This window comes from Streptomyces sp. GQ60, assembly GCF_059758875.1.
In genome coordinates, this window is sequence record NZ_JCAXEG010000004.1 from 344,047 (window position 1) to 358,246 (window position 14,200).

Here is a 14,200-nt window from a genome sequence, read left to right on the forward strand (position 1 = left end):
CGCTACGTTTGCACCGTGGACAAGAAGAACGCTCTGCGCGCCGGCGCCGTCACGGCCGGAACGACGCTGATGATGCTGCTGATGACGTCTCCCGCCCTCGCGCTCACCCGTGACGACGGCGACGACCCGGGTCCGGGCCTGAGTGCCGCCGAGACGCTCGGCCTCTACGTGGCCGCGCCGATCGTGCTGTTCCTGGTCATCGCCGGTCTGGTGATGGTCGGCGACAAGTCGCGCAAGACGCAGAACGAGAGCTGACCCCTCCCGGGGTCTCCTCGCTCGATCCGATTCTTCCGGGGCGCCGGGGGTCCATGAGGACCCCCGGCGCCTCGTCGTACCCTGTTACGGAACCCCTGCCATCACCTTGCGCAGCAGACCGGTGAGCGCCGCGATCTCCGCCTCGTCGAGCCCGGTGAGCGCTTCGCGCTGTGCTTCCAGGCCCGCCTCGACCGCCTCGTCGATGAGCGCGAGGCCCCGGTCGGTGATGGTCACCCGGAGCCCGCGCCGGTCGTCCGGATCTGGGTTGCGGCAGAGCAGCCCGGCCTTCTCCAGCTTGTCCAGCCGTCCCGTCATCCCGCCCGTGGTGAGCATCAGCGTGGCCGAGAGCTGGCGGGGCGAGAGGGTGTACGGGGGCCCGGTTCGGCGCAGCGTGGCCACGACGTCGAACTCCCCGCGCGCGATTCCGTAGCGCGTGTAGGCCTTGTCCATCGCGTCACCCATGGCCTTGGAGATCCGGAAGATCCGGCCGAAGACCCCCATGGGCGTGGTGTCCAGATCGGGTCGCACGGCGAACCACTGGCCGGTGATCGCGTCGACGGGGTCCTTGTCGGTCATGGGCGCAGTATCCGGCTTCCGCTCGTCCCTTCGCAAGAAAGTTGCTCACTCGAAAGTAGCTTAGTGCTAAGCTACTTTCGAGTGAGCTACTCGTCCCTGCCGGAGGAGCATCAGCCGTGAAGCGTGCCGCGACCATCGCCCTGACCGCCCTCGCCCCCATCTCCTGGGGCTCCACCTACGCCGTGGCCTCCGAGCTGCTGCCGCCCGACCGGCCGCTGTTCACCGGGGTGATGCGGGCCCTGCCCGCCGGGCTGCTGCTCACCGTCCTCGCGCGGAAGCTGCCCACGGGCCGGTGGTGGGGCAAGGCCGCCGTCCTGGGCGGGCTCAACATCGGCGCCTTCTTCCCGCTCCTGTTCCTCTCCGCCTACCGCCTGCCCGGCGGGGTGGCGGCCGTACTGGGCTCCGCGGGACCGCTGTTCGTCGTGGGGCTCGCCGCCCTCCTGCTGGGCGAGCGGGCCCGGCTGCGGACCGTGCTCGCCGCCGTCGTCGCGGCCTTCGGCGTCAGCATGGTGGTGCTGACCGCGGAGGCGGAACTCGACCTGGTGGGGGTGATGGCCGGAATCGTCTCCTCGGCCTCCATGGGTGCGGGCACCGTCATGACCAAGCGGTGGGGGCGCCCCGAGGGTGTCGGTCCGCTGGCCATGACCGGCTGGCAGCTCACCGCGGGCGGCCTGATCATCATCCCGGTCGCCGTGCTGGTGGAAGGGGCGCCGCCGGCGCTCGACGGCGGGGCCCTCCTCGGCTACGGCTACATGATGCTGATCAACACCGGCATCGCGTACTGGCTCTGGTTCCGCGGCATCGGGCAGCTCACCGCGACGTCGGTCACCCTCCTCGGCCCGCTGTCGCCGCTCACCGCTGCGGTCATCGGCTGGGCCGCCCTGGGGCAGGCGCTGTCGTCGGTGCAGGTGCTGGGCATGGTGGTCGCCTTCGGCGCCACGGTCGCGGGGCAGCTCGCGGCGGGCGCGCCGCGACCGAAGGCCGGACCGTTCAGTTCTGGTGAAGAGACCGATCGAAATGATTCGATGGACCTGACGGGTCACCCGGTGCGACGGTAGGCCAACGAACCGACACTCCGGATCCCGAGGGAGAGACACACAGTGGCCGTCACGGACCGCGTCCGCACCGTCCCGCAGGAAGCACCGCCGCAGGAAGCACTCCCGCAGGAAGCACTGCCCGGCAAGACGAAGAAGGGGGTCGCCGGTCTCGGCATCCTCCTCGCCCTGCTCGCGACGGTCGTCTGGTCCGGCAGCTTCGTGGCCACCCGGGGCATGGCGGACAGCATCCCGCCCGTCCAGGCCGTCTACTGGCGCTGGGTGATCGCCACCGTGGCCGTCGCCCCCTTCGCGGCCCGGCAGGCCTGGCAGCAGCGGGCCCTGATCCGCAAGCACTTCGGCTACATCGCCCTGGCCACCCTCTTCGGCGTCACCCTCTACAACACGCTCGTGCACCAGGCCGGACTGACCACCTCCGCCTCCAACATGGGCATGATCATGGCCGCCTCGCCGGTCATCATGGCCCTGTACGCCCGGCTCGGCGGCGAACGGCTCGGCGCCCGGCGCACCTTCGGCCTGGCCCTCGCGGCCCTCGGCGTCCTGCTCCTGGTCGGCAAGGGCTCGATCCGCTTCGACTTCGCCGCCGGCGACCTGTGGATGTTCGGCGCCGCCCTGTCCTTCGCCACGTACAGCGCGCTCCTCAAGCGCAAGCCCGCCGAACTGGGCGGCCTCGCCTTCCTGCTCACCACCTTCGTCCTCGGCGCGCTGATGCTCGCCCCCGCCTACGCCGTGTCCGTCCGCGTCCAGGGCGGCTTCCAGGTCACCCCTTCCACCGCCGGAATGCTCCTGTACGTCGGGGTCTTCTCCTCCGCGGTCGCCTTCTTCGCCTGGAACAAGGCCGTCGCGATGATCGGCGCCGCCCGTGCCGGAGTCGTCTACTACCTCCAGCCGGTCTGCGTCGCGGGCCTCGGCCTGCTGCTCCTCGGCGAGACGACCGGTCCGACGCAGCTCCTCTGCATGGCACTGATCCTGGGCGGCGTGGGTCTGGGTGCCCGGCGGTAGGTTCGGTCCCATGATCGAGTGGGACATCAAGAAGCTGCGGATCCTGCGGACCCTCGCCGACCGGGGGACCGTGACCGCGACGGCCGAGGCGCTGCACATGACGCCCTCGGCCGTTTCGCAGCAGCTCACCAACCTGGCCAGGGCGCTGGGGGTCCCGCTGCTGGAGGCCCAGGGCCGCCGGGTCCGGCTCACCGACGCCGCCCACCTCGTACTGCGGCACGCGGAGGCCGTGTTCGCGCAGCTTGAGCGGGCCGACGCGGAGCTCACCGGGTACCTCGCGGGGGAGGCGGGGGAGGTGCGGATCGGCGCCTTCTCCACCGCCGTACCGGTCCTCGTGGTCCCGGCGGTCGCCGCCCTGAGGCGTTCGCACCCCGGCGTGGAGGTCCGCGTACGGGAGACCGAGGCGGCCGAGTCCTACGAGCTGCTGTCCGCCGGGGTCGTCGACCTCGCGCTCTCCCTCGCGGCCCACGCCCCGACGGCCCGCGATCCCCGCTTCACCCGCAGGACCCTGCTGGAGGACCCCCTCGACGTGGCCCTGCCCCCGGACCACCCGCTGGCCGGCGCCGCGGAGCTGCGCCTGTCGGACCTGTCGGGTGCCGCGTGGATCTACGGCGGCTCCGGGCCCTGGTCTGAGATCACCCGCAACGCCTGCGAGGCGGCGGGCTTCGTCCCCGAGCAGGCGCACTCGGCGTCCGGCTGGACCGCGATCCTCGCCATGGTCGAGGCGGGCATGGGGGTGGCGCTGGTACCCCGCATGGTGGCGAGCCGCGCCTCTGGCGTCGCCGTCCGGGACCTGCCCCACGACCGGCCGACCCGACACGTCATCGCGGCCCTCCGCAGGGGCTCGGAGTCGGCCCCGGCTGTAGCCCACGCCCTGGCGGCCTTGCGCGCCGTAGCCGCCGCGAGGGGCTAGCGGCTGCGGGGGTGGCCGCTGCGCGGAGCTTCCCCCACCCCGCCCCTTCCCGAAACCTGGGCTCCGCCCCGGACCCCGTACGTGCGCTGCGCGCACGTGCCCTCACACGCCGGGCGGGCTGAAAAGCTGCCGCGCAGCGGCACGTCTCAGCCCCGCCGGCGTGTGAGGCGCGGGGTTCGGGGCGGAGCCCCGGCAGTGGCGCGAGCCGCTTACGCCCGGGCGTCGGCCGCCTGGGCGGTCAGCGCGCGCTCGACGCCCGCGCGGGACTCCGAGACCAGGCGGCGCAGCGCCGCGTTCGGCTCGGCCGAGGCCAGCCAGGCGTCCGTCGCCGCGAGGGTCTCCGCGGAGACCTGGAGGGACGGGTACAGCCCCACCGCGATCTGCTGGGCGATCTCGTGGCTCCGGGTCTCCCAGACCTCCTTGACCGCGGCGAAGTACTTCGCCGTGTACGGGGCGAGGAGCTCGCGCTGGTCGGTCTGGACGAAGCCGCCGATCACCGCCTCCTGCACCGCGTTCGGGAGCGAGTCGCCCTCGACGACCGAGGCCCACGCCTCGGCCTTGGCCTCCGCCGTCGGCCGCGCCGCCCGGGCGGTCGCCGCGTGCCGCTCGCCCGCCGCGGTCTTGTCCCGCTCCAGCTCGGCCGCGATGGCCGCCTCGTCGGCGACCCCGGTGGCGACCAGGCGCTCCAGGAACGCCCATCGCAGCTCGGTGTCCACGGCCAGGCCCTTGACCTCCGCCGAGCCGTCCAGCAGTGCCGAGAGGTAGGTCAGCTGCTCCTCGGTGCGGGCCGTCGCCGCGAAGGCGCGGGCCCACGCCAGCTGGTGGTCGCTGCCCGGCTCGGCCGCGCGCAGGTGCTCCAGCGCGGCCTCCGTCCAGGTGGCCAGGCCCTGGTCGCGCCAGGCCGGGTCGGCGTACAGGTCCACGGCCAGCTTCACCTGGCGGTGCAGCGACTGGACGACGCCGATGTCCGACTCCTTGCCGATGCCCGACAGGACGAGGGCGAGGTAGTCGCGGGTGGCCAGCTCGCCGTCGCGGGTCATGTCCCAGGCCGAGGCCCAGCACAGCGCGCGCGGCAGCGACTCGGTGAAGTCGCCCAGGTGCGCGGTGACGTTGGCGAGGGAGACCTCGTCCAGGCGGACCTTCGCGTAGGACAGGTCGTCGTCGTTCAGCAGGACCACGGCCGGACGGGTCCGGCCGATCAGCTCCGGTACGGCCGTCAGGCCGCCGTCGATGTCCAGCTCGATCCGCTCGCCGCGCACCAGCTTTCCGTCGGCGAGGTCGTACAGGCCGACCGCGATGCGGTGCGGGCGCAGGACCGGCTCGCCCTTGGCACCGGCCGGCAGCGCCGGGGCCTCCTGGCGGACGGCGAAGGCGGTGATGGCGCCGTTCTCGTCCGTCTCGATCTCCGGGCGCAGGATGTTGATGCCGGCCGTCTCCAGCCACGCCTTCGACCAGGCGGTCAGGTCGCGGCCGGAGGTCTCCTCCAGGGCGCCCAGCAGGTCCGACAGGCGCGTGTTGCCGAAGGCGTGCGCCTTGAAGTACGCCTGCACACCCTTGAAGAAGGCGTCCTGGCCGACGTAGGCCACGAGCTGCTTGAGGACCGAGGCGCCCTTGGCGTACGTGATGCCGTCGAAGTTGACCAGGACGTCGTCCAGGTCACGGATGTCGGCCATGATCGGGTGCGTGGAGGGCAGCTGGTCCTGCCGGTACGCCCAGGTCTTCATGGAGTTGGCGAAGGAGGTCCAGGCGTGCGGCCACTTCGAGCCCTCCGCGTACGCCTGGCAGGCGATGGAGGTGTAGGTGGCGAACGACTCGTTCAGCCACAGGTCGTTCCACCACTCCATGGTGACCAGGTCGCCGAACCACATGTGCGCGAGCTCGTGCAGGATCGTCTCGGCGCGCGTCTCGTACGCCGCGTCCGTCACCTTCGAGCGGAAGACGTACTGGTCGCGGATGGTGACCGCGCCCGCGTTCTCCATCGCGCCCGCGTTGAACTCCGGCACGAAGAGCTGGTCGTACTTCGCGAAGGGGTAGTCGTACGCGAACTTCTCCTGGAACCAGGTGAAGCCCTGCCGGGTCACGGCGAAGATCTCGTCGGCGTCGAGGAACTCGGCGAGCGAGGGACGGCAGTAGATGCCGAGCGGCACGGACTGCCCGTCCGGGCCCTCGTAGGAGCTGTGCACCGCGTGGTACGGGCCGACGATCAGGGCCGTGATGTACGTGGAGATGCGCGGGGTGGGCTCGAAGCGCCAGACGTTGTCGGCGGGAGCGGCAGGCGTCGGGGAGTTCGAGATGACCGTCCAGCCCGCGGGGGCCGTCACGGTGAACCGGAACGTCGCCTTCAGGTCGGGCTGCTCGAAGCTCGCGAACACGCGGCGCGCGTCCGGGACCTCGAACTGGGTGTACAGGTACGCCTGCTCGTCGACCGGGTCGACGAAGCGGTGCAGACCCTCACCGGTGTTGGTGTACGCGCAGTCGGCGACGACGCGGAGCTCGTTGGCCCCGGCGGCCAGGTGCGCGAGCGCGATCCGGGAGTCCCGGAACACGGCGGCCACGTCGAGGGACTTGCCGTTGAGGACGACCTCGTGCACGGCCGGGGCGACCAGGTCGATGAAGGTCTCGGCGCCGGCCTCGGCGGACTGGAAGCGCACGGTGGTCACGGAGGGGTACGTGCCCCCCTCCTGCGCGCCGCTGAGATCGAGCTCGATCTCGTACGAGTCGACACTGAGCAGCTTTGCGCGCTGCTGAGCCTCTTCACGGGTCAGATTCGTGCCTGGCACGCGGTCATCTCCTTCGATGGTGACGTTCCGGCCCATCCTTCCACGCGGGGCGGGCCACTGCGGCGGAGTAATCCACGGGCGAACGCGAGGGTGCCGACGGGCCTGGGTCTCTCGGTGGCGCGAAGGGTCATACCTCGGTAGCATCAGGGTATGAAGATTAGTGTGAGCCTGCCGCAGGAGGATGTCAGCTTCGTCGATGAGTATGCGTCGAGAACCGAGGCCGAGTCCCGGTCGGCGGTGATACACGCTGCCATCGACCTACTGAGGGCTGCCGACCTGGAGGCCGAGTACACGGAGGCGTTCGCGGAATGGGACGCGAGTGAGGATGCGAAGCTCTGGGACCGGACATCAGGGGATGGGATCACCGATGAGGCGTGGTGACATCTTCATGGTCGACTTGGAGCCGGCGCGCGGTAGTGAGGCGAACAAGGTCAGGCCTGCTGTGATCGTCTCCAGCAATCCGGCCAACGAGTCAGTGGCCCGCAACGGCCGCGGCGTTGTGACGGTCGTGCCGCTCACATCGAACACGGCGCGGGTGCTCACCTTCCAGGTGTTCCTTCGTGGGGAGGAAACGAGCCTTCCCAAGGACTCCAAGGTCCAGTGCGAGCAGGTTCGCGCGGTCTCGCCGGAACGCGTCCTCCAGCGTGTCGGTTCGGTTCCCCGCCAGCGGATGGTGGAGATCGACGCGGCGCTACGGCGCCACCTGGCGCTCTAGACGCGCCGGAGGGGCGGCACCGTCACGGTGCCGCCCCCACACGTGCGCGCGACCGGCGTCAGCCCTGGCGCAGCTCCTCCGCGACCAGCTCCGCGATCTGGACCGCGTTCAGCGCGGCGCCCTTGCGGAGGTTGTCGTTCGAGAGGAACAGCGCGAGGCCGTTCTCGGTGGTCTCGTCGACCCGGATGCGGCCCACGTACGAGGCGTCCTTGCCGGCGGCCTGCAGCGGGGTCGGGATCTCCGAGAGCTCGACGCCCGGGGCGTCCTTCAGCAGCTCGTAGGCGCGCTCGACGCTCAGCGGACGGTCGAAGCGGACGTTGACCTGGAGGGAGTGGCCGGCGAAGACCGGGACGCGCACGCAGGTGCCCGAGACCTTGAGCTCCGGGATCTCCAGGATCTTGCGGGACTCGTTGCGGAGCTTCTGCTCCTCGTCGGTCTCGAAGGAGCCGTCGTCGACGATCGAGCCCGCGAGCGGGATCACGTTGTAGGCGATGGGCCGCTTGTAGACGGCAGGCGCCGGGAACTCCACCGCGTCGCCGTCGAAGGTCAGCTGGTCGGCGGCCTCGGAGACCGCGCAGGCCTGGCCCTTGAGCTCGGCGACGCCCGCCAGGCCCGAGCCGGACACGGCCTGGTAGGTGGTGGCGATCAGCGCGGTCAGGCCGGCCTCGTCGTGCAGCGGACGCAGCACCGGCATCGCGGCCATCGTGGTGCAGTTCGGGTTCGCGATGATGCCCTTGGGGCGGTTCTTGATGGCGTGCGGGTTGACCTCGGAGACGACGAGGGGGACCTCCGGGTCGCGGCGCCAGGCGGAGGAGTTGTCGATCACGACGGCGCCCTGCGAGGCGACCTTCTCGGCGAGGGCCTTGGAGGTGGCGCCGCCCGCGGAGAAGAGCACGATGTCCAGGCCGGAGTAGTCGGCCGTGGAGGCGTCCTCGATGGTGATCTCGCGGCCCTCCCATTCGAGGGTGGAGCCGGCCGAACGGGCCGAGGCGAACAGCCGCAGCTCGTCCACCGGGAACTTGCGCTCGGCCAGGATGCCGCGCATGACTCCGCCGACCTGTCCGGTGGCTCCGACGATTCCGACCCTCACGGTGACTCCTCTTGGTACGTACGACGCGGGCGCGCGTGAAGCCATCATGCGTTCGACCCCACGAGCCTTGTCCAATCCATTGTCCGAGGAGCGGACGGTGTTCTCCGTGTGAACCCCCGTGACAACTCCGTGGCAGCCGTGTTGCACCGCCTCCCGCCCCGCGTTTCGCCTGGTCGAAGCCGGTTACGGTCCAATCTGTCCCGTCCGCAATTCGGACGGGCGTTCCGCACTTCGAACTCGGGGAGATCCACCGTGCGCGCCATCCGCCACCGCCGCCGGTCCATACCGGCGCTCGCCGCCCTCGCGGCCGCCGCCGTCGCCGCACCCGTCCTGCCGGCCGCCGCGCCGGCCGCCGCCCACCCGCGCGACGGCCGCCTGGCCCGGGAGCTGGTGGAGGAGGTCACCGCCCGCGGCGCCTACCGCCACCTGGCGAAGTTCCAGCAGATCGCCGACGCCAACGGCGGCAACCGCGCCGCCGGCACGCCCGGCCACGCGGCCTCCGCCGCCTACGTCCACGACACGCTGAAGAAGGCCGGGTAACCGCCCCGATCGCCCTCGCCCGGGTCGACGAGAGTCCCGGCTGTGACGCGGCCGACTACGCGGCAGGCGCCTTCACCGGGCGCGCTCGCGGTGCTCGTCTACAACCACAGCGGAACCGCCCCGGTGCGCGGCACGTTCTCCTCGCCCGCCGAGGGGATCATCCCGAGCGCCGGGCTCACCCTCGCCGACGGGGAGGCGCTCACCGCCGCCGCGGCGAAGGGCGAGGTGAACGTCCGGCTGGAGCTCGACCAGGAGCACGTCAGGAAGACGACGCGCAACGTGGTCGCCGAGACCCGGGGCGGCCGCGCCGACCGCGTGGTCACGGTCGGCGCCCACCTGGACTCGGTCCCCGAGGGCCCGGGCATCAACGACAACGGGTCCGGCTCGGCCGGCCTGCTGGAGGTGGCCCTCAAGCTCGCGGAGGAGGGCGCCAACAAGAAGGGCAAGGGCAAGCGGACCGCCCACAAGGTCCGCTTCGCCTGGTGGTCGGCGGAGGAGCTCGGCCTGCTGGGGTCCGGGCACTACGTGGCGCGGTTGTCGGAGCGGCAGACGAAGGACATCGCGCTCTACCTGAACTTCGACATGATCGCCTCGCCGAACCCGGTGCAGTTCGTCTACGACGGAGACGACTCGGACAAGGTGGACGAGGGCGCCGGCCCGGCCGGCTCGGTGCAGATCGAGGCGCTGATCAACGGCTTCCTCGACCGGAAGGGCACGCCGCACGAGGGAAGCGACTTCGACGGCCGCTCCGACTACGGGCCGTTCATCGCGAACGGCATCCCGGCCGGCGGCACCTTCACCGGAGCCGAGGGCATCAAGACGCCCGAGCAGGCGGCGCGGTACGGCGGCACGGCCGGGGCCCCGTACGACCCGAACTACCACGGGGCGGGGGACACCCTGAAGAACATCGACCTGAAGGCCTTCGACACCAACCTGGGCGTGATCGCCCACGCGGTGGGCACGTACGCGCAGGACCTGGGCTCGCTGGGGAAGTAGCCCGCACCGGAGGGGGAAACAGGAGGGGCGGTGCTCTGACGAGCACCGCCCCCGCTGTTTTCAGGCTCCTACCGGGTTACGGCAGGACCTTCTCGATCTGCACGCTGCCGGTGCCGGCGGCGGTGCCGCGGGCGTTGAGCAGCTTGGCCTCGCCGAAGAACTGGCGGCCTTCCGGAGCCGCGCTGTTGACCAGCACGTTCGCGGAGACGGTCGCCGAGGCGCCGTTGGCGAGGTTGACCGCGGCGGCCTCGTCGACCTGGACGGTGCCCAGGGCGGCCGAGAAGTAGACGTCGCGGTAGTCGTACGTGGTGGAGCCGGACGGGACCGCGTAGCCGAACACCTCGATGGTGTAGGTGCCCGCGGCCGGGTTGACGAGGCTCACGGCCTCCTCGGAGTCGCCGTCGGCGGAGGAGCCGACCTTGATGCCGTCCTTGTACACGTCCAGGTCGAGGTCGGCTCCGGTGTCGGAGACCTTGCCGATCGCGATGTCGAGGCGGGAGACGCCCTCGCCGATCGTGACCTCGGTGGTGTGGGTCTCACCGTTGGCGATGGTCGGCTTGGCGACCTTCGCCGAGCCGAGCGGACCACCCTGGAGCTTGCCGCCGGTGATGGCGGCCCCCTCGTTCTTCACGGTCCACTGGACCGGCGCCGGGGTGCCCTGCTTGACCTCGGGCAGGACCTTGACCGCGGGGTCGAAGGCCGCGCCGAGCACGGAGACGTCCAGCTTGAACGGGTTGTCGAGCAGCGCCGACGTACGGCGCGACTCGACCTCGATCTCCCAGACGCCCGGCTGCGGGTTCGGGTACGAACGCAGGTCGGGGCGGCACTGGTTGGCCGGGTTGTCGTAGTTCGGGTAGCACTGGGTCGTCGCGCTGTCCTCGACGCCCACGCCGTACGGGTGGATCGAGATGAAGCGCGTCTGGCTGCCGGCCGCGATTCCGCCGAGGGAGACCTCGAGGGTCTTCGCGCCCGCCGGGACGGTCACGAAGTACGACTTGTGGCTGTTGCGCTGCACGGAGGACGTGTCCGAGATGCTGTACGAGGGCTTCGCCAGCGGGGCCGAGACGACGACCGTGGAGAGGATCTGCTTGTCGATGCCCTCGGTGGAGGGGTCGTCGAGCTGCAGGATGCCGCTGTGGACGCCGGCCGTCTTGGCGATGGCCTGGACCTTGATGGTGACCGGCTTGTTCAGCGGCAGGGTGACGTAGTCGTAGCCGCCGATGACCTTGAACGTGCCGTCGTTGTTGCGCCAGCTCAGCTCGTGCGGGGTGCCGTACTTGACGCCCGTGGTGCGGGTGACGACGACGTCGTAGACCTTCTTCTGGCCGACCTTCAGGCCGCCCTCGCGGTCGTAGACGCCGGTGCCGAAGCCCGGGACCTTCAGGAACTGGTCGATCGCGGTGTCGACCGGGGCCTTGACGGTGAACTCGTTGGCCTTCGCGCCGCGCTGGATGGACTCCCACGCGCCGGGGACGTTGATCAGGCCCGCGCCCTGGGCGTGCGCCGGAACGTCCTCGATCTTCTTCGCGCTGCTGGTGAGCGCGATGCGCAGGGCCGCCGGGGTGAGGGCGACCTTCTGCTGCTTGGCGGCCGAGATCAGCAGGGCGCTGGCGCCCGCCGCCTGCGGCGAGGACATCGAGGTTCCCTGGAGCATCGCGTAGCCGGCCGGCAGGGTGTAGCCGGCCTCCTTCACCGGTGCGCCCGGGATCCAGGTCTGCGCGGTGTTGATGGCGGCACCGGGGGCCGTGATGGTCGGCGTGAAGCCGCCGTCCTCACGCGGACCGCGGGAGGAGAAGGGGAACATGTTGTACTTCTTGGCCACGCCGGAGCCGTAGTTGGCCGCCCAGGTCTCCTTGGAGACCGCCGCACCCACGGAGACGACCTTGTCCGCGAGACTCGGGTCGCCGATGGTGTTGATGCCGGGGCCCTCGTTGCCCGCCGAGATGACGAGCTGGACACCGTAGGTGTCGATGAGGTTCTTGTAGAGCTCGGAGCGCGCGTTGTTGCCGTCGTTCAGGGCCGGCAGGCCGCCGATCGACATGTTGACGATGTCCACGCCGCGGTTGACGACGAGGTCGATCATGCCCTCGGTCAGCGCGATGTTGGTGCAGCCGCCGGACCAGGAGCAGGCGCGCGAGGAGACGAGCTTGGCGCCGGGCGCCTGGCCGTTCATCGCGCCGCCGAAGAGGCCGTTGGCGGCGGTGATGCCGGCGACGTGCGTGCCGTGCGTGCCCTCGATGATGCCGACGTTGACGAAGTCGGCCTTCTTGCCGACCCAGTCACCGCCCAGCGGGTCCATCGGGACGTCCTTGCGGATCTCGATCACGAACGGGATGCGCTCGGCGACCTCGGTCGCCGGGTTGTCCGTGCCGAAGTAGCCGATCTGGTAGCCGTCCTTGTACGGCTTCATCGGCTCGTTGTTCGTGAAGTCGTTGTCCTGGTCGGTGTCGACGCGGACGGTCCCGGCGACCGGGTCGTAGAGCAGGCCGAACCGGTCGGTGGTGTCCCCGTCCCGGTTGACGTCGCCCTTCATGTCACCGTTGGCGGTGATCGACTCGGTGAAGCGGCTCCACTGGAACGAGCCCTCCGGAGCCTTCCAGCTCCCGCCGCCCGCGGTGAAGGTGCCGCCGGCGACCGGGGTGATCTGCGCGCGCCAGGTGGCGTCGCTGTCGGTGATCGGGTCGGTCGCGGTGACCCAGTCGACGATCTTGCGCTCGCCGGTGGTGGTCTTCTGGAGCGCCGGGTGGCCGAGGTCGACGCCCGAGTCCATGATGCCGATGGTCACCCCGCGGCCGTCGGCCTTCGGGTTCGCCTTGAGGAAGTCCAGCGTTCCGGTCTCGAAGACCGGGTTGTACGGGTTCTTCGCCGGGGTGTTCTTGTCCGGCGCGGGATAGGCCTCGGCGGCGGTCCGCTTCACCGTCCCCGTCTCGCGGTCCGCGTCCGGACGGGGGTCCGGGAGCTGGATCTCGTGCCGCAGGTCGATGCCGTGCACGGAGGACAGCTTGGCGGCCGCCTTCAGCGCGGCGTCGGCCTTGTCGGTCGGCAGGGTGGCGCGCACGTAACCGAGCTTGTCGTACGTCCGGCCCACCGAGGCGCCCTGGACGTCGTCGAGCTGCTTGGCCACCTGCTGGGTCTCGCCGGGGGCCGTCGCGACCATGACCGTGACGGTCTTCTCGCCCTTGGTCTTGGCTTCCTGGAGCAGTTCGGCGTCGGCCGAACCGAGCTTCTGGTCGGCAGACTTGACCGCGGGGTTTGCGGTGGGGGTATCGGTGCCGGTGGCCGCGAAGACGGGCATGGCGCCGGTGGCCACGAGGGCGGCCACCAGGCCGGCCGCGGCCGCGACGCGCACGGCGCGTCGGGTCGCGGGTATTGAGCTGGGGGAGTCGAGGGTCATCAGCATCCCTGGCTAAGTGAAAGGTACGGTCCGGATTTCGGTGCCGGATGACCGGTCAGCCTCGCGTAAGTGACAGCTCTTTGGGGAGAGTTGTCACGGACCGATACCTTCCGTGGCGGACTCCCGCCAGCTCGGGACATACGCCAGAAGGCCCGTACCGGAACGAACCGGTGCGAACCTTCGGGGTTGAACGTGGATTTGTAGACTTCCCGACCGCGTGTCAGGGGCGGGGCGGGCCCCGGTCTCAGATCGGGTGTGACAACTTTCTGGCGTTCAGCGCTCGCGCGTGCGCGCGTAATGGCGGGAGGCTTTCGCCCGGTTTCCGCAGGCCGACATCGAGCACCAGCGCCGGGTGCCGTTGCGCGAGGTGTCGTGGAAGCGCAGCACGCAGGTCTCGGAAGCGCACTTGCGGATGCGGCCGGGGTCGGAGCCCAGCAGCTCCAGGTAGTCGCGGGCGGCCGTCCAGGCCGGACCCCAGGTCGGGTCGTCGAACTCGGTCCGCTCGCCGGGCCCCTCGGCGGTCAGGGTAGCCCGGATGCGCCCGTGCTCCAGGACGGCGTCGACCAGGGTGCGGGCGCTCTCGTCGGTGGGGTCCGCGACCGCGCGGGCCAGTGCCTCGCGGGCGGTGAGCAGGTGGACCAGGGTCGAGGCGTCGGCGCGGAAGCGGCCGGCCAGCCCGGCGCTCTCCAGCCAGAGCGCGAGCCCTTCGACGCGGGTGAGCCCGAAGGCCCCCGCGAAGAGGTCGAGGGATTCTCCCTCCTGAACCCAGCGGGTGTTCAGCAGGTCCAGGGCCACCGGTTCCCCGGTCAGGGGTCGTGGGTCCGCCGTCGTCATGTCCGCCTCCTCGTGGCCACTAACCCCTCAAGAGTACGTGAGCGGTTGAC

11 protein-coding genes and 1 pseudogene are annotated in these 14,200 nt (G+C 70.8%); 7 read left to right on the top strand and 5 right to left on the bottom strand.

The window, feature by feature from the left end:
- Nucleotides 1–15 precede the first annotated feature (15 nt).
- Complete coding sequence (locus tag AC6CKD_RS13020) at nucleotides 16–255, top strand: hypothetical protein (protein ID WP_498327299.1); 240 nt, start codon at nucleotides 16–18, stop codon at nucleotides 253–255.
- Between the two features lie 84 nt (nucleotides 256–339).
- On the opposite strand, the gene AC6CKD_RS13025 is transcribed toward AC6CKD_RS13020, so the two are convergent.
- Nucleotides 340–831, bottom strand: a complete 492-nt coding sequence (locus AC6CKD_RS13025) for a MarR family winged helix-turn-helix transcriptional regulator (protein WP_498327301.1) — start codon at nucleotides 829–831, stop codon at nucleotides 340–342.
- 116 nt (nucleotides 832–947) lie between these two features.
- Here AC6CKD_RS13025 and AC6CKD_RS13030 point away from each other — a divergent pair, with 116 nt between their 5' ends.
- The 3 genes from AC6CKD_RS13030 to AC6CKD_RS13040 are packed head-to-tail and all read left to right on the top strand — an operon-like array spanning nucleotide 948 to nucleotide 3,801.
- A complete protein-coding gene (locus AC6CKD_RS13030) occupies nucleotides 948–1,889 on the top strand; it encodes an EamA family transporter (RefSeq protein WP_498327302.1) in 942 nt (313 codons plus the stop codon).
- A gap of 42 nt (nucleotides 1,890–1,931) precedes the next feature.
- The gene (locus AC6CKD_RS13035; RefSeq protein ID WP_498327303.1) at nucleotides 1,932–2,888 is read left to right on the top strand and encodes a DMT family transporter; all 957 of its coding nucleotides are present in this window, start codon (nucleotides 1,932–1,934) and stop codon (nucleotides 2,886–2,888) included.
- Between the two features lie 10 nt (nucleotides 2,889–2,898).
- Nucleotides 2,899–3,801 (top strand): LysR family transcriptional regulator, encoded by a 903-nt coding sequence (locus AC6CKD_RS13040; RefSeq protein ID WP_498327305.1) that lies wholly within the window; start codon nucleotides 2,899–2,901, stop codon nucleotides 3,799–3,801.
- A gap of 209 nt (nucleotides 3,802–4,010) precedes the next feature.
- On the opposite strand, the gene pepN is transcribed toward AC6CKD_RS13040, so the two are convergent.
- Nucleotides 4,011–6,581 (bottom strand): aminopeptidase N, encoded by a 2,571-nt coding sequence (gene pepN / locus AC6CKD_RS13045; protein ID WP_498327306.1) that lies wholly within the window; start codon nucleotides 6,579–6,581, stop codon nucleotides 4,011–4,013.
- A 150-nt stretch (nucleotides 6,582–6,731) separates the two neighbouring features.
- Here pepN and AC6CKD_RS13050 point away from each other — a divergent pair, with 150 nt between their 5' ends.
- Complete coding sequence (locus AC6CKD_RS13050) at nucleotides 6,732–6,962, top strand: ribbon-helix-helix domain-containing protein (RefSeq protein ID WP_498327307.1); 231 nt, start codon at nucleotides 6,732–6,734, stop codon at nucleotides 6,960–6,962.
- A gap of 7 nt (nucleotides 6,963–6,969) precedes the next feature.
- On the top strand, nucleotides 6,970–7,296 hold the full coding sequence (locus AC6CKD_RS13055; RefSeq protein WP_498327309.1) for a type II toxin-antitoxin system PemK/MazF family toxin: 327 nt from the start codon (nucleotides 6,970–6,972) through the stop codon (nucleotides 7,294–7,296).
- Nucleotides 7,297–7,354: 58 nt separating this feature from the next.
- Here the strand turns inward: AC6CKD_RS13055 and AC6CKD_RS13060 are convergent, their stop codons facing one another.
- Nucleotides 7,355–8,386 carry an aspartate-semialdehyde dehydrogenase gene (locus AC6CKD_RS13060; protein ID WP_498327311.1) on the bottom strand — a complete coding sequence of 344 codons (1,032 nt, stop codon included), beginning with the start codon at nucleotides 8,384–8,386 and terminating at the stop codon, nucleotides 7,355–7,357.
- A gap of 252 nt (nucleotides 8,387–8,638) precedes the next feature.
- On the opposite strand from AC6CKD_RS13060, the pseudogene AC6CKD_RS13065 reads away from it, so the two are divergent.
- Nucleotides 8,639–9,922: pseudogene (locus tag AC6CKD_RS13065) on the top strand (M28 family metallopeptidase).
- A gap of 76 nt (nucleotides 9,923–9,998) precedes the next feature.
- On the opposite strand, the gene AC6CKD_RS13070 reads toward AC6CKD_RS13065, so the two are convergent.
- The gene (locus AC6CKD_RS13070; RefSeq protein WP_498327312.1) at nucleotides 9,999–13,316 is read right to left on the bottom strand and encodes a S8 family serine peptidase; all 3,318 of its coding nucleotides are present in this window, start codon (nucleotides 13,314–13,316) and stop codon (nucleotides 9,999–10,001) included.
- Nucleotides 13,317–13,589: 273 nt separating this feature from the next.
- Nucleotides 13,590–14,150, bottom strand: a complete 561-nt coding sequence (locus AC6CKD_RS13075; RefSeq protein ID WP_498327313.1) for a CGNR zinc finger domain-containing protein — start codon at nucleotides 14,148–14,150, stop codon at nucleotides 13,590–13,592.
- Nucleotides 14,151–14,200: the final 50 nt, after the last annotated feature.